Source organism: Akkermansia massiliensis, from assembly GCF_023516715.1.
Lineage (GTDB): Bacteria > Verrucomicrobiota > Verrucomicrobiia > Verrucomicrobiales > Akkermansiaceae > Akkermansia > Akkermansia massiliensis.
The window spans coordinates 1,033,939-1,052,409 of the sequence record NZ_JAMGSI010000001.1 but is presented as its reverse complement, the minus strand read 5'-3'; the positions used below and the strand labels follow the sequence as shown (position 1 = coordinate 1,052,409).

The window sequence follows — 18,471 nt, the reverse complement described above, 5'->3', positions numbered from 1 at the left end:
CTCTTAATAAAACATGAACAGTACCTTTAAAACCTGCATGTGCGCCCTGGCCCTGGGCCTGTCCGGCGCTGCCCCCCTGTACGCGGCTTCCGCCACAGCAGCCTGTGAACAAACGCACTCCATCCTTTATGCGGGCGCGGACAGCCAGGCCATCATGAAGATCAAGGTGACCGTTACGGAAACCAGCCAGATCCTGAAGGGAATGACCTTCTCCATGGCCGGAACCACCTCCGTCTCCGACATCGCGAAGGCCCGGATTTTCTACTCCGGCGCCACTCCCTACTTCTCCCCGAACGCGGAGCAGGCCAACCGGAGGGCCATCCCCGTCCTCAACACCATCTCCAAGGGGGCCAAAACCTTCCAATTCGAGGGAAGCCACGCGCTCTCCGCAGGAGACAACTACTTCTGGCTGTGCGTGGACCTCAACCCCCGCGCGCGAGGGTTGAACAAGGTGGACGCCTCCTGCACGGGCGTGGCCCTGCTGGAGGACTCCAATGTAGCGGTCGCCAATCCTTCCCCGGAAGGCTGCGCGGAGGTGTATCCCTACCAATTCCGCGTGGTGCCCTACTACCGCAACACCAACCTGATGCAGTGGAACCCCAACCACCTGACCGCCCAGCACTTCAAATCATTCACGGACCTCATTTACTTCAACGTGGGATGTGACACGGAAGGAAACCTGACGGGGCAGAACAACGCCCAGTTCCTGAATGGCCTGGACAAGCTTAAAAACCTTCGCGGAACGGCGGGCAGCAAGATCATTCTGGGCGTGGCCCACTGTGACGGAGGGTTGACGGCTTTCACGGGAAATGCGGAAAAAAGGCGGCAGTTCGCGTACCAGCTCGTTTCCTTCGCCAGGGAAAAGGGATTTGACGGAATAGACATTGACTGGGAATACCCGGACAACGGCACGGAGTGGTACAACTTCTGCCTGCTGCTGGGAGAAGTGCGCTCCGCCATGGGAGCCAGCGGCATGTCCCTGAGCGCGGCGATCAATCCGTACTACCTGGCGCCCACCAGTGAAATGATGGACCTGCTGGACTTCGTCAACGTCATGAGCTATGACCGCGCCGGACAGCACTCCACCTATCCGGACATGCTCATCGACATCCAAACCATCCGCAGGAAAAACATTCCGGACTGCAAAATCGTCGTCGGCCTGCCGTTCTACACCAACGAGACGCGCTCCAACCGCAACTGGGACGCCCAGAAAGGCTATTCCAACGTCGTCCAGCTCTACCCCAACATCGCCCCCGGCACGGACCTCTGCGCCATCGACGGCCAGCAGCACTACTTTAACGGCATCACCACGATTAAGAAAAAATGCCAGTACGTAAAAACCCAGAAGCTGGGCGGCGTGATGATCTGGTGTTATGATGGAGATTTGCTGCTGACGCACGCGAAATCCCTGGCAAAAGCCATGTATTCCATCATCAAGCAACAGGCTGTCCGCTAATGTTTTGAAGCATCTCTTGCTCCGGCGCGCATTCTTTTTTGGAGAACGCGCGTTTTTTTATGTGGTCTTTTTTGATTCAAAAGGATTCAGGGGTTGTCTTTCCCAAGATGATTTGTAATCATTTCCCCGAATTATTTTCATATCACTACACAATATGAACACGTCATTGAAACTCCACGGCCTGGTGGCCGCCGTACACACTCCGTTCAAGGCGGACGGTTCCCTGAATCCTTCCAGCGTTGACGCCCAGGCCAGGCTGCTTGCCTCCCAGGGCATCAAGCTGGCTTTCATTACCGGAAGCACTGGTGAATCCTCCTCCATGCAGCTTGAAGAACGAAAGGAAATCTACTCCGCCTGGAAGGAAGCTTCCGCCAAGTACGGCGTGGACGTCATCGCCCATACCGGTTCCAACAGCGTCTGGGACGCCCGCGAACTGGCCGCCTTTGCCCAGGAATGCGGATTCGTGGCGACCAGCTCCCTTGCCCCCTCCTACTACAAGCCAGGCACTGTCCAGCGTCTGGTGGAATGCTGCGCCTTCGCCGCTTCCGGCGCTCCCGACCTGCCCTATTACTACTACGACATTCCCGTGCTGACGGGCGTGCGTTTCAATCCGGTAGACTTCATCAAGCTGGCCAAGGAACAGATCCCGAACTTTGCGGGCATCAAATTCACCAATCCGGACCTGGCCCTGTACCAGACCACGTTGAACTACGACGAAAACGTGGACATCCCCTGGGGCGTGGACGAATGGTTCACGGGAGCCCTCTCCGTAGGCGCCAAGGGCGCTGTGGGAAGCTCCTTCAACTTTGCCCCGGCCCTGTACCAGAAACTCATGAAATCCTTTGCAGAAGGCGACGTGGAAACGGCGCGCGACTGCCAGTGGAAATCCGTGCAGATGATCAACATCCTGGCCTCCAAGGGCTACATGGGCTGCGCCAAGGCCCTGATGGGCTGGCTGGGCGTTGACCTGGGTCCCGCCCGCCTGCCGCAGGGCAACCCCACCGCGGAACAGCTCAAGGAACTCCGCTCCGAGCTGGAAGCCATCGGCTTCTTCCAGTGGTCCATGAACTAAACCGCTTTCCCTCTTATGGCTGCAACACTTGACCTGACCACCCTGGGCGCATTCTACCGCCGCCAGCTTCTGGAAGACGTTCTGCCGTTCTGGTTCCCGCGCGCTTACGACGAAAAGAACGGGGGCCTCTACCACTGCTTTGACGCGGACGGCACCCTGGTGGACACGGACAAATCCGTGTGGGCCCAGGGCCGCATGGCCTGGATGCTGCTGACCATGTACAACAGCATTGAGAAAAACCCGGACTGGCTCAAATGGGCGGAAAGCGCCCTGAACTTCCTGACGGCGAAATGCGTGGACCCTGCCGACGGCCGCATGTACTTCCATGTGGAGGCGGACGGCACCCCCATCCGCAAGCGCCGCTATGCGTACAGCGAATCCTTTGCCGCCATCGCCTTTGCCGCCCATGCGAAAGCTGCAGGAAATGAAGAATCCGCAAAAGCCGCGCGCCACTGGTTCGACGTCTTTACGGACATCTGCTTCACCCCCGGCAAGATGGTTCCCAAATTCACCGGGAACCGTCCCACGACGGGACTGGGAACACGCATGATTACGCTGGCGACCGCCCAGGAACTGCGCAAGTACCTGGGTGACGAGGACGGCTTCTACACCGGATGGATCGACCGCTGCATCAACGACCTCCGCACCCTGTTCATGAAGCCGGAGCTCAAGGCCGTGATGGAAGTGGTGAGCCCTGACGGCGCCATCATCGACCACTTTGACGAACGCACGCTCAATCCCGGCCATACCATTGAGGGGGGCTGGTTCGTGCTGGAGGAAGCCCGCTTCCGCGGCAATGATCCGGAACTCATCAAGGTGGGCTGCGACATGATCGACTGGGCTTTCGCGCGCGGGTGGGACAAGGAAAACGGCGGCCTGCTCTACTTTACGGACGTGTACGGCAAGCCCGTCCAGGAATACTGGCACAACATGAAATTCTGGTGGCCGCACGACGAGGCGCTCATTGCCATGACGCTCGCCTACAAGCTCACTGGAGAGGAACGCTACGCCATCTGCCACGACATGGTGCACAACTGGGCCTTCTCCCACTTCCAGGACGTGCAGCACGGCGACTGGTTCGGCTACCTGAACAAGGACGGCTCCAGGGCAAACACCCTCAAGGGCAGCCTCTGGAAGTCCTTCTTCCACCATCCCCGCGCCATGTGGTTCTGCGCCCACTACTGCGGCGCCATTTAAGGAAAAACAAAACATATTACTCTTACTAAAAGCCGTTTGCCAAATATGACAAACGGCTTTTACTTTTTATCTATCTTTAAAATGAAGATAATAGGAAATCTCTGCTGAAAAGGCATTCCAAAAAAATCCAGTCTGTTTTTATTTTCAGAGGATCAAAAACAATTGCTCCTCCTTCTGCGGTGTTTTATGATGCCGCTAACATGCTGGGAAAAGATCTGCACATCTTTTTTCATGAAATCATATATTTCAAGCGTGAACCCAACTTCTAATATCCATGAAAAGCACTCCTCATGCTAAATAAGCTCAATAGTGGATGAAGCAATAAAAGAGAAATATCATGACCGGTGAAAAATTCACGTTGATGCAATATTCCGTCAGCGCCGTCTTGGGGCTGATAGAAGCGGAAGATTTCGTTATACCAGAAATTCAGCGCCCCTTTGTCTGGAAACGAAGCCAAGTACGGGATTTAATTGATTCCTTATATAACGGCTACCCTACGGGCTATATCATTACTTGGAAGAATCCTGACGTGAAAACCAAGGATGGAGGAAAAGCCAACGGAAAAAAAGTACTTATCGACGGACAGCAACGTGTAACCGCCCTGATGGCCGCTATCGCCGGCAAAGAAGTCCTGGATGAAGATTTTAATAAAGACCGCGTCAAAATCGCCTTCAATCCTCTTGCTGATGATCCGAGCAAGCGTTTTGCGGTTCAAGACGCTTCTCATTTAAAAGACAAACGATGGATACCGGATATTTCCATCGTATTTGATGCCGATTTCGATGCGTTCGAGTTCTCCGTTGAATATTGTACCATCAATGAAGGAATCAAACCCAACATAATCAATAAATCCATTGCCTCTCTAAAAGGAATCGCCAACAGGCAAATTGGCGTGATTGAGCTGGATGCTACATTGGATATTGATGAAGTAACTGAAATTTTCATTCGTATCAATTCCAAAGGAACGTCTCTCAGCCAATCAGACTTTGTCATGTCCAAGATGGCCGCGGACATGGAACATGAAGGCAGTATGATGCGTAAAACAGTGGACTATTTCTGCCATCTGGCCGTGAAACCTGATTTTTACTCCTTATTGGTACGTGATGAGGAATTCCAGAATTCCAAGTATGCGGATAAAATCAAGTGGCTGGCTCATGATTATGATGACATTTACGATCCCGATTACGGCGATATGCTACGGGTATCATTCATGCACCAGTTCCGCAGAGGAAAACTTGCTGATTTGGTCAGCTTATTGTCCGGGAGGGATTTCGAAACCAAGGAATACCGGGATGATATCGTAGCGGAATCCTACCGGAAACTGGATGCCGGCATTGTACAATTTATCAACCAGCACAATTTTACACAATTTGTAATGGCCCTTAAGGGTGCGGGCTTTGTCTCCAGCAAACAGTTGAATTCACAAATGACGTTGGATTTTGCTTACACTTTGTATCTGATGCTGCGGAGTGATCCAACCATTCCAAACGAACAAATCAAACGGCATGTTCAAAAATGGTTCGTCCTCTCCACCCTAACTTCAAGATACATCGGATCTCCGGAGACGCAGATGGACCGTGATATGCGCAATATCGAAGAAAAAGGCTTCCTGAATTTCAAAACAGAAGTGGAGGCCTCTGCCCTATCGGAAACATTTTGGACGGTTACGCTGCCTCAGAACCTGGAAACGTCTTCTGTAAACAGTCCCGCCTTCAATACCTTCCTTGCTGCTCAAATTAACCTGAACTGCAATTCCCTGCTGATGAAAGGGACTAAAGTCTCCGATCTCATTACCATTTCAGGAGACGTGCACCATATTTTTCCGCGCAATTATCTGAAAAAGAACGGCATTGATAATAAGACAAAATATAATCAGGTAGCCAATTATATCTATCTTGATACGCAGGTAAATAAAGCCATTGGAGACGATCCTCCCTCTGTCTATTTTGCCAAAGTACAAGAGCAATGCGGGACTAAAGCCATTACACTCGGAAATATTTCCGACGAAGAAATGCTTTACCGCAATCTGGAGGAAAACAGTATCCCTCAAAATATTGTCAGCATGGATATAAGTGATTACGAATCATTCCTTCAAGAACGCCGCAAACTGATGGCGAAGCTGATGCAACGGTATTATCAGGAATTGTAGATCATGCTCCTGTAATATATAAATTTATAAAACCGGTTAAGGATAGACGATATCCTCCGTCCGCACCACCACGTCGCCGGGGTCCAGCATGGCGTTAATCAGGGAACAGAAGCGGAATTTTTTTATATCCTCCGCTTTGATGGAAAGCTCTTCAATGGCTCCGCATGCCAGCAGGAATGCGCGCTTGGTGCCGGGAAGCAGAAAAGTTTCCGGAGTCACCCAGGAGGAGCCGTCCCCGAACACGACGTTGCTGTACCGCGTATCCGTCACCTGCCCGTGCCGGAGGATCAGCACTTCTTCATCCTCTCCCAACCCCAGCCCTGCCGCCTGAAGCTCCGTCCGGTCCTCCCACTTGCAGAAGTAATCCAGCCGTGGAATTTCCACGCATGCCAACCTTTTCACCAGCCGGGGACGGTAAGGTTCAAAGACGGGACGGCACGCCTTTCCCTGCGTATCATACGTGATATGGCATTTGTAAATGCCGCGGCCTTCCGGCCCCGGACAGGCCGCCAGCACGGAGGCCAGATCGGGAACGGCGGAGCCTTCCGCTCCGTGAAGGTTCATGGCGGCTTCCACCCTCCGCTGATGCCAGGGGAGCAGGCAGGGAGCGCCATCCTCCCATTTGACGGTTTCAAAAATCAAACGGCACATAAACTTTGGCAATAGCTTCCCGGTATTCATCTTCCATGCGGCTCATGACGGTGATGCCGCCTCCGCTTTTGTACACCATTCCCTTTTCATCCTCTTCCATGAAGCGGATGGCGACGGCGGAATCCAAATCCCGCCCGTTGAAGAAACCGAAAATCCCGGTGTAAAACCCCCGCTCCATGTCCTCCGCCTCCGCAATGGCCCGGCAGGTGGCCTCCTTGGGCGCTCCGGTCACACTCCCGGCGGGCAGCAGCTTCAGCAGGATTTCCCCCAGGCGGGAACGCCAGTCTTCCGGCAGGCGGCCTGAAATCTCGGAACTGCATTGCAGGATGGTTCTTCCGCGCGTTTTTACCGGGCTGATGTAGCGGTAGCGCCTGACTTGCACATCTGCCGCCACCATGGAGAGATCATTGCGCATCAGGTCCACAATGGTGGCGGATTCCCGGTTTTCCTTTTCATCCGTCTCCAGCCAGTCGCGGGCTTCCGGCGTGGCGGCAGGAGCCGTTCCCTTCATCGGAAACGTGGAAATGGACCGCCCGCGTACCGTGACAAACGGTTCCGGAGAGAAGCAGACGCAGCTGCGGCCATGCACGCCGGGAACACGGGCGTCCGGCCCCAGCAGCATCCGGTAGGGAGCCCGTGCGAACCGGAACAGATGGCGCAGCGTCAGGTTGGTTTCCACGGGGGTCGCCACGCATAAATTCAGCAGGTAGGAGTCCCCCCTCATCAGATGGTTCCGGACGGAGGCGAAGGACGCCGCATACCGGGCCATGGAACAGGGGGAAGGGATGAACCGCAGCCGTTCCGGAAGCGGCGGCCAGTTGCCCTGCTCCCCCATGCCTCCCAGCGGCAGGGAAAAAGCCGCCATACGTTCGTGCCCCGTTTCCGGAAGCTCAAACAGGAGGTTGTGCTCCAGATCATGGGAGATCACAAAGAAGAACGGACGTTCCGCACGGCCCAGGGCATTCATGCGGAGGATGGTTTCTTCCCGTGTGTACATTGGCGGGAATTATTCTATCATGTGCGCGCCATGAGTCAACCGAACGTCTGGATCATCGACCACCGGGATTCCTTTACCTGGAATCTCGCGGAACTCGTCAGAGTGACGGGAATGGCCGTTCCGCGCGTGGTCTCCAACCTTTCGCCGGAACTGGAACAGGCGGTTCAGGCGGCAGAAAAACTCATCCTGTCCCCCGGGCCCGGAACGGTGGAGGACGAATGCCACCAGGCAACCTTCCGCCTTCTGGACCGCCTGCCCCCCTGCACTCCGGTGCTGGGCGTATGCCTGGGGCACCAGATCCTGGGCATACGCTTCGGGGCCCGGCTGGAACATCTCTCCCAGCCGCTTCACGGGGTCCGTGAACCCATACGCCGGACGGAGAGCTGCCCCCTTCTGGAGGGGCTGCCGGAGGAATTCCCCGCAGGCCTGTACCATTCCTGGCGTCTTGCCGCCACTCCCTGGCCGGAGGAACTGGTCGTCACCGCAAGGGATTCCGGGGGAAACATCCAGGCCATTCGCCACAGGTCCCGCCCCCTTTACGGCATCCAGTTTCATCCGGAATCCATCCTGACGCCGGACGGGAAGTCCCTGCTCCGGAATTTCCTGTCTCTTCCGGCAAATGCGGTTGAGGGGAGTCCTGCCTCAAACGAATCAATGATCCACAGCCAGCATCAGGGATGAACGGGAGGAGGCCGGAAAGTGTCTCATACCTGTATCATCCCGGCCCATATCCGGGCCGCTTCAGATATAACGCCTTTTATTCTCATGAACGCACAGGACGAACTCAAGATCAGGGACATGGAAATTCTGTTCCAGCCTTTTCATTCACGCAAGCTCGACACTCCCACCCGCATCGTTCTCCCGGCCATGACCCGGGGATTTTCTCCCAGCGGGGTTCCTACGGACCAGGTGGCCGCCTATTACAAGAGCCGGGCAAAACATGAAGTAGGGCTCATCATCACGGAGGGCACCTTTATTGACGAACCCAGCGCCTCCCCTTCCTCCAATTACCCCAATTTCTTCGGCGGGGCCTCCCTGCGGGGATGGAAAAAGGTGTTGGAAGCCGTTCATACCACGGATTGCAAAATAGCCCCCCAGCTTTGGCACGTGGGCATGGCCCGGCCCTTCAAGGGAGAGAACCTGCCCAATCCGGAACTGCCTCCCATCGGACCATCCGGAATTGACGTGAACACGCTGGAACAAACGGCGGAGCCCATGAGCATCGCCAAGATTGAAGAAGTCATCGACGCTTTCGCGCGCGCCGCGGCGGATGCCAAACGGCTGGGCTTTGACGGTGTGGAACTGCATGGAGCGCACGGCTACCTGATCGACCAGTTTTTCTGGAAGGAGACCAACAGGCGCACGGACGAATACGGCGGAGACCTGGTGGGCCGCACCCGTTTTGCCAGCAGCATTGTCCATGCCGTACGCAAGGCGGTCGGCAGCCAGTTCCCCATCATCTTCCGCTTCTCCCAATGGAAAACCGGCCATTACGATGCCAAGCTGGCGCACACCCCCGTGGAACTGGAAGATTTTCTGACACCCCTGACGGAAGCGGGCGTGGACATTTTTGACTGTTCCACGCGCCGGTTCTGGGAACCGGAGTTTGAAGGTTCCCGCCTCAACCTGGCCGGCTGGACCAAGAAGCTTACTGGAAAGCCCTCCATCTCCGTCGGTTCCGTGGGACTCAAGGGGGATTTTACGAATGCCTTTGACGGCGGCCCGGAAGCGGAGGCCGCCAGTGTGGAACCACTGGTGGAACGGCTGAAAGCCGGGGAGTTCGACCTCATTGCCGTAGGGCGCGCCCTGCTGGCGGATGCGGAATGGGCGGAAAAGATACGCCATGCCCGTGAAAAGGACATCCACCTGTTCACGAAGGAAGACCTGAAAACGCTGAAATAGGAACCGATGGGGCTCCGGATATGGGAAACGCTGTGCCCACGCCCTGCCTACTTTTCCCTGATGCGGACAGTCAGGTACAGCAGCCGCAGAATGGCCAGGGCCGGAAGCTGAAGCGTCAGCAGATACCACGGAGCGGGGCCGAAATATTCCAGCACGGTCCCGGCCGGAGCATACCGGGTAAAACCGTAATTCGTTCCGAGCCACACGTTCACCGGAATAATCAGAAGCAGGTAGGCGTCGCACAAGCCCAGCGTTTTCACGTCATCCCACGGACGCGCGCGCCATCCCAAGACGACGGGAAGATAAAGGGCGGAAATCAATAAAAGCCCGTGCCCCACAAAGAAGGCGAAGAACGCGGCGGAGGGAAAGCCGTCGTAAAGCATGGGGGTAATCAGCCCCTGGACGCTCGCCGTCAGCACGCCGAAATACGCCACGGCGCACGCCCAGGGCTTGCGAAACCACAGGGCGATAAAGCACACCAGCGTCATCAGGCTGCAAAAGTGCAGCGGAAGCCTGTCCTGCCAGGGCTCCCAGTGTTCCCTAACAATGCGCCCGAACGTTTCAATCAGGAAAGTCAGCAGGAAGACGGCGCCCAGCGCCTTCCCGATCAGCACGCGTTTTTCCATCCTGAGCCTCCGGCAGCCCCACAGGAGCCCCCCCGCGGCCAGAGCCACGACGCCCAAGGCCGCCCAGTGCGGCAGGCTCCAGCGGATAAACAGGGGTGCGATTTCTCCAGACATACAAAATCCGTCAACAGGCAGGAGGAGGTTCCGGACACGCATGAAGCTTGCCGCTGATGGATTCCACCCTGAGACGCAGAACATATACGGCACAGACCATGCCGGGGGTAAAAGCCGCCTCTCGCCCCGTCTGGTGCAGCATGATGCGGCTCAAGGCATGGATTTTTTCCTCATCTTCCCGCAGGAACTCGACGACGCCCCGGCCCATGACGCAGCCGTAGGCATAACTGTACCGGCACGGGGTATCCCCCTCCATCAGCACATGGTCCCCGTCCATCTCAAAAGAGACCTCCGGGCGGGTTTGCAGGATATCCAGCTTCCTCCCTTCCCGGGCGCAGTGGAAAAACAGATTCAGGGAACCATCCCGTTCTTCATAACCGAAATTGAGGGGCACTACGTACACCTCCCTGCCGTCCCACAATCCCAGGCGGCACACCTTGAACCGGGCGACCATATCCAGCAAATCCGCGTGACGGATTACTTCCCTGTCTTTTCTTCTCATAAGCCGGCAGCCTCCATCCATTCATTCATGCAAAGCGCGGCGCGCCCGGCCAGCAGGGTTCCGTTACGTACGGAAGCCGCCCGGAGCCCGCAAATATCCGTCCCGGCGGCCATCAATTCACAGGCATGCCCGGTCAGCCACTCCTCCATCCGGGAAACGTCCGCCTCCACATGAAACTGGAGAGCCAGCGCATGCTTCCCTGCGCAAAAGGCCTGATGCGGGGTAATCTCCGTAGACGCCAGCAGACGCGCTCCGGAAGGCACGTCAAACGTATCCCCATGCCAATGCAGAACGGGTGTTCCCTCCAAATGGCGGAGAGGAGACAGGCGCCCGGCCTCCGTCAGGGATATGCGCCCCCACCCTATTTCCCTGGCCGTACCGGGATAAACCCGGGCGCCGAGGGCATGGGCCATCATTTGAGCGCCAAGGCAGACGCCCAGCAAAGGCAGTTGACGCTCCAGACGCATGCGGACCAAATCCAGCTCCGTCTTCAGATAGGGATACCGTTCCACATCCCCCACCCCCACGGGACCGCCCAGCACTACGCAACAATCAGCCCCCAGCCACTCCTGAACGGAAGGATACGGAGCGCCTGCCTGGACGTACCGGATTTGAAAACCCCTGCTCCTGAAAAGGGGCTCCAGCGTGCCAAGATCTTCAAAAGCCACATGGCAAAGGGCCAGGCAGGTACGGGAGTGGGAACGGCTACTCATGGCAACGGAGGAATGGACCGCAACAGGAATATAGAAAAAAATCCTCCGGGAAAAGCTTTTTACCGCGTTCCGTCCGCATTTCCGGGACAATGGAAATCACAACGAGGAGGGAATCTCCGCCACATCAGCAAAAGAGCCCTCCGCCGCACGGCATAAATCCACAGGGCTCAATTCAATCTGGCATCCCAGGCGTCCGCCGCTCACCACCATCTCCGGCAGAGCCTCCGCGCTGGAATCAATCACGGCGGGATACTTCCTCTTCATTCCCAGAGCGGTGCAGCCTCCGCGCACGTACCCCGTTACGGTGGTAATATCCTTCACAGGAAGCATGGAAAGAGCCTTGGCTCCCACGGCACGCGCCGCCTTCTTCAAGGAAAGCTCCGCGCCGATGGGAATCACGAACACGTAATACTGCCGCGGCGCGCCCTCCGTCACCAGCGTCTTGTACATCTTTTCCGCCGGCAGCCCCAGAGCCTGCGCCGTATGCCACGCGTCCACAAACTCGCGGCACCCATAGGAATAATGCCTGTAAGGGACATGCAGCATATCCAGCAGGCGCATGGCGTTCGTCTTCGCCTCCTTCTCCTTCTTTTTGGACATAAGCTTGAACCGGAATCCCCCTGCAGCATAGATAAAACGGCTCCCTTTTACAAGACCGGTTCTCTTTCCTTCCCTGCTGGAAAGTACGGCGCAGCCATGAGGCCGTTCATCAGGCTATACCCACCTGCTTATGGCGGGCAACCTCAGGAACGGCAAACAACGGAGGAGGGGGAAAAGGAAAAAACCGCCTCATTCTCCCTGAACCCTTGACTTGACGCTGACAGAAAAGCTAACATCCGGTATCATGGCAGATCATCACGTCCGGAGAAGCATTGGAGAACACATCCTGCGCTGCTTCGTCCTGATCGTGGCGCTCTTCATCATGTCCCTGGGCATCGCCCTGTCCGCCAAGGCTAACCTGGGCGTCTCCCCCATCTCCTGCACGCCGTATGTGCTCAGCCTGGCGCTCCCGCTGACGATGGGAACCGTCACCATCCTGATGCATCTGAGCTTTGTCGCCGTGCAGGCGGCCCTGCTGAAAAGGCAATTCCGTCCGGCGCATCTGCTCCAGATTCCCGTCGTCTTTATCTTCGGCGCCTTGACGGACTTCTCCATGTGGCTGATGGCTCCCCTGGAACCGTCCGGATACCTCTGGTCCGTAATCCTCTGCCTGTTCAGCTGCGCCGTCATTGGATTCGGCGTCTTTCTGCAAGTCAAGGCGGATGCCGTTCTGCTAGCGGCGGAAGGCATGAGCCTGGCCTTCGTCAAACTCTTCAAATGGGAATTCGGAGCCGTTAAAACCAGTGTGGACTGCACGCTCGTCTGCATCGGCCTAGCCTGCTCCTTCATGTTCCTGCCCGGATTGACGGGCATACGGGAAGGAACCATGGTGGCCGCCGTTCTGGTGGGCATGATCGTCCGTTTTTTCAACAGGCACGTCTTCTGGCCGGACAGGCTGCTGGAACGGCTGGCACGCCCCGGAGCCGCAGGAGAAGTCCTTCCGCTGGCGCAAACAGCCGCTTACGCGCCGGACGCCCCCCTGGTCATCTCCATTGACCGGGAATACGGCTCCGGCGGCCATGCCATCGGCAAAATGATTGCGGAGCGGCTGGGCCTTCAATTCTACGACTCGGAACTGGTCTACCTGACCGCCTCCCAAAGCGGCCTTACTCCGGACTACATCCGCAAGCACGAACAGCAGCTTTCCAGCCGCTTCCTGCATGAACTCTATGCGCAGAACTACGCTTACACGGCGGAGGAACTGCCACCGGAAGACGCCACCTTCCTGGCCCAGAGCAAAGTTATCCGGGACATCACGGCCCGGCAGGCCTGCGTCATTGTGGGGCGCTGCGCCAATTTCATCCTGAAAGGGAGGCCCAACCTGTTCAGCGTATTCCTTCATGCGGACCGGGCCACGCGCATGCAGCGCGTCACTGAAAACTACGGGGTGAAGCCTGGCGGAGCAGCCAAAGCCATGGACCTCATGGATTCCCGCCGCCGTACCCACTGCCTGCACTATACCGGGCAGGAGCTGGGCAACGCCCGCCTCTACGACTTGTGCGTCAACACGTCCGACTACGGCCTGGAACGCACGGTGGAACTGATTCTGGAAGCCATCAACACCAGAACGGAGCAATCCCCCGCCTCGGAAACGGCCCCCGTCCGGGAACCCGCGCTCCCGGAACCGGAGGCCGAGGACATCCAGGGAGAAATCTCCCTGGCCTGACAAGACCTGCAACAGGGATGTGAAGCCTTGGGCATGCCCTCTCCTGCCATATATTTCCCGGGCCTTCCGGCAAGCGTAAGGCAGAAAGACAGTTTCCGCCGCTCCTTTTCCAACAGTTTTCCACTCTCCGGGCGGTCTTCCTCCGGGGAAAACAGGATAACTTGAGCAATTCACGGCCATGGAGCATGATACCGTTTTTTACCGTTAACGGCGCGGAATGGAAAAAGAAGATAGAAAGGCGCAAACCGGGACGCTCTTGTTTACACAAAACAAGTTGAAAGCTCCGTTTCCATGAAAAAACTCCTTCTCTGTTTGTTGTTTCTCCTGATTCCGGCTGTATCGGAAGCAGCGGAGTCCCTGCCGCCCACCCTGAAACCGGAAGCCTAGCACCGGGACCATGCTTACACCTGGGAAACGCGCCATGAAGCCGTTAAGGAACGCCACCGGAACATCAAGCCGGAATACGTCTTCATCGGAGACTCCATCACGGACAACTACCGTAAGGACAACCTTCCCTGCCAGGACTTTCTGCCCATCTGGAAAAAATACTATGCTCCCTACAATGCCTTCAATGCAGGCTTCAACGGCAATACGACGGATGACGTCCTGGCAAGAATCGGGGGCAAGGGAATCCTGGACCATGTCTCCCCCAAAGTGGTCCAGATCATGATCGGCACCAATGACACGGGACGCGGCAATACGGAGGAAGAAACTTTCAACGGCATCTGCCGCGTGGTGAACAAAGTCCATTCCAAACTCCCCCATGCCTCCATTCTCCTGGTCGGCATTCTGCCCAGCGACATTTACAACTGGCACGTAGCCGCGGCAGCCTACCCGGATAAAAAATTCAAAAGGGATATGGCCGTCAATGACAGGCTGGCACGCCTCTATGCCAAAAATCCGTTTGTTACATTTCTGGACATTCGCGACGTCTTTCTGGATGGAAACGGCAAGGTGCGGGAGGAATTATTCTGTGACCCGTCAGTCGTCGTCATCAACGGGAAAAAAGCCGGCCCCCTGCACCCCAACACGGAAGGGCAGCGCCTCATGGCGGAAGCCATTCAGCCAACCCTGGCACGGCTGATGAAAAAGCATTCCAAACAGGAATCACGGAGCATTTTCCCGTTCTCCCTTCCGGAATGAGGCATGAGCCAGTGATGCAGCTTGTTTGCCATAAAGCGTTTGTCTGCCCGTGGAACAAAGAAAATTTATCCTCTGCCGTCCGGAAAAACCTTCATGGACACGGAACCATTGACAGCCCAGGGATGACAAAACGTCTCCCTTGACCATAACAAAGAACAGGCATTTTCAGGAAGTTCAGGGTTCCGCGCATTTCTCAATAGCCATTGCCTGCAACTAAAGAATTCTGGAAAAATCTCTTGAACTGAAACGGCGGCTTTCTCACAGAACAGCCTGAAATCCATACCCTCCTCTGCAGCCTTTCGTGTGCTGCACAGGGAGAATCAACGTTGTGTGACCTTTCACAGTCCAAAAAACCATGAGACTTTGGTCACTCCACCCTTCCTATCTGGATGCCATCGGCCTGATTGCCCTGTGGAGGGAAGGCTTGCTCGCCCGGAAAGTCCTGCTGGGACAAACAAAAGGCTACACCCGCCATCCCCAGCTCATCCGTTTCCGGGAAACGGGAAATCCCCTACAAACCATGGACCTCTACCTGAAAGCCGTCCATGAAGAATCCATTCGCAGAGGCTACAGCTTTGATTTAAGCAAAATTTCTCCTTGTGCGTGCCAGCCCTCTTCCCGCCTCCTTCTCCCGGATAAACAGCTCGAATACGAATTCCATCATCTACTGAACAAACTCCGGAAAAGGTCCCCTCAGCAATATTCCCTGCTACAACAAACCACATCCATTCTCCCCCATCCCCTTTTTCAAGTGGTTCCGGGCGATATTTGTACTTGGGAAAAGTACACTTAACCCCAACATCACGATTAAAATATATCTTGATAAAATGGTTGGCCCAACAAGCAAATGATGATGCATCATTGTCCATGTCGCCCCACCCTAGCGGCATTTTTGCAACGTCATCATGTACGAGAGAACTGTTTCTGCCTCTAAGAGTGATGGAATCGTTTATTTCCATGACGTTATTCTTGCGATGCATCCATCTTTTGAAAAGTTCGCCGTTATTTTAAAAAAAGGAGAATGCCGTTCGAAACGGGTAAACTTGGACGAGACCTGAACAAAGATAAAGTCGTGGTGTCGACAGACAACATGGCAGAATCCGAAAAGCCAACTAATAAAAGAGTAGGAACAACATTACCGGAATCTGTAGGCTGAGCGTTCCCATGGCAGAATCAACCGCCTCCCATTCCTGGTCAACACTAACCAATTATCATGAGCAATCTGGATACATTTAAAACATACCTCACTAATAATCAAAATGATGAAGCTATCAACTTTCTGAACAATACCTATTTTCAAGGGGACAAAACCTACCAACTCAAAGTGAAAGATTTTGGAGGAGACCACGCGCATGCCAAAACGGGAGGAACGGAAAGCTCTCCCTGCATCACGTTCAAACCTGCATATTTGCGTCGTATACTGACAAGCCCTACTAACGAGGAGGAAGTTTTTGCCAAGTGCATTTCCACCCTGCGTCATGAAAGGATGCATGTAACACAATTAATCAAAGGGGAATTCAGAACAAAGACCCCGGATGAACTGGAATTCACGGCTTATTCGGAAGAATTGCTTCCAGATTCCGCTCTGCCTGCGTTATCTGATGCTATGTGGGAAGCGGCTTGGAAAAAAGCAGACGATCATTATGGCAAGCTAACAATTCCTTCGCAGGCATACCAAGACCGAAAGGCACTGATTGACCAGCTCCGCGCCAATAAGTAAAGGACAACAAAACAGAATCAACGTTTCAAACCTGTTTTTTATTTTCTTAATATCATACGTTCATACAAGAAATGGAACAAGATTGTCTCCTCAAACAACAAATGTTGAAATGATATCTTTTGTTCCACTTCTCTTCCTTCCACCAAACACTGACCGCCAGACTTTCAATGCGGTTGATAAAACGGAAAAGGCCTTAAAGCGTTCATGCTTTAAGGCCTTTATTTGGTGGAGCATAGCGGGTTCGAACCGCTGACCTCCTCAATGCCATTGAGGCGCTCTACCAACTGAGCTAATACCCCCTTGACTTTCGTCTTGGTGCGTCCCGTTGAGGACGGGGAAAAAGTATCATGACAGCAGCAGACACGCAAGCTTTTTCTGCAAAAAAGATGACCATGGACGATTTTTTCCGGGAAATACCGGACCGGGAAGAAGTTCCAAGCCGCGCATGCCCGGAAACAGGAACAGCCGGAACAAATGTGTTTGAATAAGGTTCACTCCTATTTTACCTTTTCATAAACGATGAAACGCCTCCTTTTTCAGCATCGCATGCTTTCCGCCGCCGCTCTGGCGGCTTTTTTCCTGGCCGGTTCCCTGCATGCCCAGGAGCCTCCCGCAAACACGGGGCAACCGGCCCAAACGGAAGACAGCGGCATTTCCACTCCCCGGAGGGTCGCCGGACTGGGCGTTCTGGCATTCCTGATCGGCTGGATGATCTGGAGAAGCGGTTCCCGCCGCCAGAAGGACGGCAGCCAGGAGCAGGAGAGCCCCCATGACACCGAACCCCGGGAATGACGCCGTTTTTGAAAGGTTGCCCCTATCCTGTCCGTAGTCGTTGCAGAGAGTATCCCTCTGCCCCATTCATCCATGAACGTTTTTTTACCCATCCTGAGCCTTCTGTGCGGCGCCTTGCTGACGGAAGCCGCTTCCGGCCCGTCCGATGCCGGGGAGCCTTCCCCGGGCGTAGCGCAGGAGTTATGGTTCGGTATTCCGGGAAGCTCAGTAAGAGATTTAACGCACGGGAAGGTTTTTGAAACAGCGGCATCAGCCGTTCACAGGATAAGCAGCCTGGATGTAACTAATCTGGGCGACCAGTACGGAGCCCGTTATTCCGCCCTGCTCCGGGTACCCGTCAGCGGCAAGTACCGTCTTTATCTGTCTTCCGACGATTCCGCGGAGCTGTGGCTTGGCAAGGACGCCACCCAGAAGGATATGGCCTGCATTGCTACGGTGAAGGGGTATTCAGATCCCCATAATTGGAGCAACCAGCCCAACCAGGCTTCCGAACCCGTTCAACTGGAAGCGGGCAGATTTTATTTTCTGGTGGTGATTCACAAGGAGGACGGAGGTCCGGACCATATGTCCGTTGCCTGGTCCGGTCCGGACATTCCCTCTCCGGTCATCATTCCGTCCACGGCACTGTTCGTGCCTCCCGGCGTTTTGCCGGAAGACAAGCCCCAGCCTCCGGCAGCGGCTGATTGAGAAGCCTGTCCATTTCCTCCCCTTCCTGCTCCTCTATATTTTTTCAAGGCACATGACCAATTTATCATTAGGAAAAGGAGTGTTTCCCATGAATTTCCATTGCCGGAAAAGGAAATAACTTCCCCTGGCATGATAAAAAACCGGACCTCCCCACGTCAGGGAAGTCCGGTTTTTCTCGTCGTATATCATGTAGTTAATTGGAGCGGCCTGACACCAAAAATGCCAAAACACCCACTGAAACCAATTTAGCGGATTTCTAATCCGTGGTCAAGTTCCTACCTTGAAGGGAAAGGATTTGAGAAAAAATTCCCGATGGTTCAAAGACATCCATCTGGGAACGGAAGCCTACCGGTTTCGTATGAAACGTAAAATCCCAAGGGAGAGGGAAAGGAACATTTTCCTTCTGTTAGCGTACTTTTCAAGGGCCGGGAGGCCCTTATTCCCAGGACTTTCCTCTTCTTTATATCCTGGGGGGATGGTAGCG

The 18,471-nt window shown here is 55.1% G+C and carries 18 protein-coding genes and 1 tRNA gene; 12 read left to right on the top strand and 7 right to left on the bottom strand.

The genetic code is table 11. From position 1 onward, the window contains the following. Nucleotides 1–13: 13 nt before the first annotated feature. The 4 genes from M8N44_RS04530 to M8N44_RS04515 all read left to right on the top strand — a co-directional run bounded on the left by M8N44_RS04530 (nt 14) and on the right by M8N44_RS04515 (nt 5,874). Nucleotides 14–1,456, top strand: a complete 1,443-nt coding sequence (locus M8N44_RS04530; protein WP_102722277.1) for a glycosyl hydrolase family 18 protein — start codon at nt 14–16, stop codon at nt 1,454–1,456. Between the two features lie 154 nt (nt 1,457–1,610). Continuing rightward, nucleotides 1,611–2,528: a dihydrodipicolinate synthase family protein gene (locus M8N44_RS04525; protein ID WP_022398258.1), complete on the top strand. Its 918-nt coding sequence runs from the start codon at nt 1,611–1,613 to the stop codon at nt 2,526–2,528. Between the two features lie 15 nt (nt 2,529–2,543). Further along, nucleotides 2,544–3,725, top strand: coding sequence for an AGE family epimerase/isomerase (locus M8N44_RS04520; RefSeq protein WP_022398257.1), 1,182 nt, complete (start codon nt 2,544–2,546; stop codon nt 3,723–3,725). Between the two features lie 337 nt (nt 3,726–4,062). Beyond that, entirely contained in the window at nt 4,063–5,874 is a 1,812-nt protein-coding gene (locus M8N44_RS04515) for a GmrSD restriction endonuclease domain-containing protein (protein WP_022398256.1), read from the top strand. Nucleotides 5,875–5,910: 36 nt separating this feature from the next. Here the strand turns inward: M8N44_RS04515 and M8N44_RS04510 are convergent, their stop codons facing one another. Next, on the bottom strand, nt 5,911–6,525 hold the full coding sequence (locus tag M8N44_RS04510; RefSeq protein WP_180975236.1) for an aminotransferase class IV: 615 nt from the start codon (nt 6,523–6,525) through the stop codon (nt 5,911–5,913). Then, a complete protein-coding gene (locus M8N44_RS04505; protein ID WP_102728830.1) occupies nt 6,506–7,522 on the bottom strand; it encodes an aminodeoxychorismate synthase component I in 1,017 nt (338 codons plus the stop codon). Before M8N44_RS04505 ends, M8N44_RS04510 begins: the two co-directional genes overlap by 20 nt. 30 nt (nt 7,523–7,552) lie before the next feature. Here M8N44_RS04505 and M8N44_RS04500 point away from each other — a divergent pair, with 30 nt between their 5' ends. Next, nucleotides 7,553–8,203 (top strand): anthranilate synthase component II, encoded by a 651-nt coding sequence (locus M8N44_RS04500; protein WP_022398253.1) that lies wholly within the window; start codon nt 7,553–7,555, stop codon nt 8,201–8,203. Nucleotides 8,204–8,287: 84 nt separating this feature from the next. Then, nucleotides 8,288–9,424 carry an NADH:flavin oxidoreductase gene (locus M8N44_RS04495; RefSeq protein ID WP_022398252.1) on the top strand — a complete coding sequence of 379 codons (1,137 nt, stop codon included), beginning with the start codon at nt 8,288–8,290 and terminating at the stop codon, nt 9,422–9,424. A gap of 47 nt (nt 9,425–9,471) precedes the next feature. Here M8N44_RS04495 and M8N44_RS04490 read toward each other — a convergent pair whose 3' ends face one another. From M8N44_RS04490 to M8N44_RS04475, 4 genes are all read right to left on the bottom strand, one after another. After that, nucleotides 9,472–10,164, bottom strand: coding sequence for a YwaF family protein (locus M8N44_RS04490; protein WP_180975237.1), 693 nt, complete (start codon nt 10,162–10,164; stop codon nt 9,472–9,474). A gap of 10 nt (nt 10,165–10,174) precedes the next feature. Further along, the gene (locus tag M8N44_RS04485; protein ID WP_180975238.1) at nt 10,175–10,666 is read right to left on the bottom strand and encodes a pyridoxamine 5'-phosphate oxidase family protein; all 492 of its coding nucleotides are present in this window, start codon (nt 10,664–10,666) and stop codon (nt 10,175–10,177) included. Further along, entirely contained in the window at nt 10,663–11,379 is a 717-nt protein-coding gene (locus tag M8N44_RS04480; RefSeq protein WP_102728847.1) for a glutamine amidotransferase, read from the bottom strand. Before M8N44_RS04480 ends, M8N44_RS04485 begins: the two co-directional genes overlap by 4 nt. A 96-nt stretch (nt 11,380–11,475) precedes the next feature. After that, a complete protein-coding gene (locus M8N44_RS04475; protein ID WP_102728833.1) occupies nt 11,476–11,979 on the bottom strand; it encodes an aminoacyl-tRNA deacylase in 504 nt (167 codons plus the stop codon). Nucleotides 11,980–12,223: 244 nt separating this feature from the next. Between M8N44_RS04475 and M8N44_RS04470 the strand changes: the two genes are divergently transcribed. From M8N44_RS04470 to M8N44_RS04455, 4 genes are all read left to right on the top strand, one after another. Continuing rightward, nucleotides 12,224–13,645, top strand: a complete 1,422-nt coding sequence (locus M8N44_RS04470) for a cytidylate kinase family protein (protein WP_102728848.1) — start codon at nt 12,224–12,226, stop codon at nt 13,643–13,645. Nucleotides 13,646–14,095: 450 nt separating this feature from the next. Further along, nucleotides 14,096–14,788 (top strand): GDSL-type esterase/lipase family protein, encoded by a 693-nt coding sequence (locus tag M8N44_RS04465; RefSeq protein ID WP_102728834.1) that lies wholly within the window; start codon nt 14,096–14,098, stop codon nt 14,786–14,788. Between the two features lie 355 nt (nt 14,789–15,143). Beyond that, on the top strand, nt 15,144–15,581 hold the full coding sequence (locus M8N44_RS04460; RefSeq protein WP_102728835.1) for a pyrimidine dimer DNA glycosylase/endonuclease V: 438 nt from the start codon (nt 15,144–15,146) through the stop codon (nt 15,579–15,581). Between the two features lie 420 nt (nt 15,582–16,001). After that, nucleotides 16,002–16,508: a hypothetical protein gene (locus M8N44_RS04455; protein ID WP_102728836.1), complete on the top strand. Its 507-nt coding sequence runs from the start codon at nt 16,002–16,004 to the stop codon at nt 16,506–16,508. 223 nt (nt 16,509–16,731) lie between these two features. Here the strand turns inward: M8N44_RS04455 and M8N44_RS04450 are convergent. Further along, a tRNA-Ala gene (locus tag M8N44_RS04450) sits at nt 16,732–16,807 on the bottom strand. A gap of 247 nt (nt 16,808–17,054) precedes the next feature. Between M8N44_RS04450 and M8N44_RS04445 the strand changes: the two genes are divergently transcribed. Next, the gene (locus M8N44_RS04445; protein ID WP_146020019.1) at nt 17,055–17,300 is read left to right on the top strand and encodes a hypothetical protein; all 246 of its coding nucleotides are present in this window, start codon (nt 17,055–17,057) and stop codon (nt 17,298–17,300) included. A 72-nt stretch (nt 17,301–17,372) separates the two neighbouring features. Beyond that, nucleotides 17,373–17,987, top strand: coding sequence for a PA14 domain-containing protein (locus M8N44_RS04440; RefSeq protein ID WP_102728838.1), 615 nt, complete (start codon nt 17,373–17,375; stop codon nt 17,985–17,987). The last annotated feature ends 484 nt before the right edge of the window (nt 17,988–18,471 follow it).

What these genes read in the sequence shown, in the direction of transcription:
- M8N44_RS04525 (WP_022398258.1), top strand. Translation starts at nt 1,611, where the DNA reads ATGAACACGTCATTGAAACTCCACGGCCTGGTGGCCGCCGTACACACT.
- M8N44_RS04460 (WP_102728835.1), top strand. Translation starts at nt 15,144, where the DNA reads ATGAGACTTTGGTCACTCCACCCTTCCTATCTGGATGCCATCGGCCTG.
- M8N44_RS04520 (WP_022398257.1), top strand. Translation starts at nt 2,544, where the DNA reads ATGGCTGCAACACTTGACCTGACCACCCTGGGCGCATTCTACCGCCGC.
- M8N44_RS04485 (WP_180975238.1), bottom strand. Translation starts at nt 10,666, where the DNA reads ATGAGAAGAAAAGACAGGGAAGTAATCCGTCACGCGGATTTGCTGGAT.
- M8N44_RS04510 (WP_180975236.1), bottom strand. Translation starts at nt 6,525, where the DNA reads ATGTGCCGTTTGATTTTTGAAACCGTCAAATGGGAGGATGGCGCTCCC.
- M8N44_RS04475 (WP_102728833.1), bottom strand. Translation starts at nt 11,979, where the DNA reads ATGTCCAAAAAGAAGGAGAAGGAGGCGAAGACGAACGCCATGCGCCTG.
- M8N44_RS04445 (WP_146020019.1), top strand. Translation starts at nt 17,055, where the DNA reads ATGCTTTCCGCCGCCGCTCTGGCGGCTTTTTTCCTGGCCGGTTCCCTG.
- M8N44_RS04515 (WP_022398256.1), top strand. Translation starts at nt 4,063, where the DNA reads ATGACCGGTGAAAAATTCACGTTGATGCAATATTCCGTCAGCGCCGTC.
- M8N44_RS04495 (WP_022398252.1), top strand. Translation starts at nt 8,288, where the DNA reads ATGAACGCACAGGACGAACTCAAGATCAGGGACATGGAAATTCTGTTC.
- M8N44_RS04480 (WP_102728847.1), bottom strand. Translation starts at nt 11,379, where the DNA reads ATGAGTAGCCGTTCCCACTCCCGTACCTGCCTGGCCCTTTGCCATGTG.
- M8N44_RS04470 (WP_102728848.1), top strand. Translation starts at nt 12,224, where the DNA reads ATGGCAGATCATCACGTCCGGAGAAGCATTGGAGAACACATCCTGCGC.
- M8N44_RS04530 (WP_102722277.1), top strand. Translation starts at nt 14, where the DNA reads ATGAACAGTACCTTTAAAACCTGCATGTGCGCCCTGGCCCTGGGCCTG.
- M8N44_RS04455 (WP_102728836.1), top strand. Translation starts at nt 16,002, where the DNA reads ATGAGCAATCTGGATACATTTAAAACATACCTCACTAATAATCAAAAT.
- M8N44_RS04490 (WP_180975237.1), bottom strand. Translation starts at nt 10,164, where the DNA reads ATGTCTGGAGAAATCGCACCCCTGTTTATCCGCTGGAGCCTGCCGCAC.
- M8N44_RS04440 (WP_102728838.1), top strand. Translation starts at nt 17,373, where the DNA reads ATGAACGTTTTTTTACCCATCCTGAGCCTTCTGTGCGGCGCCTTGCTG.
- M8N44_RS04505 (WP_102728830.1), bottom strand. Translation starts at nt 7,522, where the DNA reads ATGTACACACGGGAAGAAACCATCCTCCGCATGAATGCCCTGGGCCGT.
- M8N44_RS04500 (WP_022398253.1), top strand. Translation starts at nt 7,553, where the DNA reads ATGAGTCAACCGAACGTCTGGATCATCGACCACCGGGATTCCTTTACC.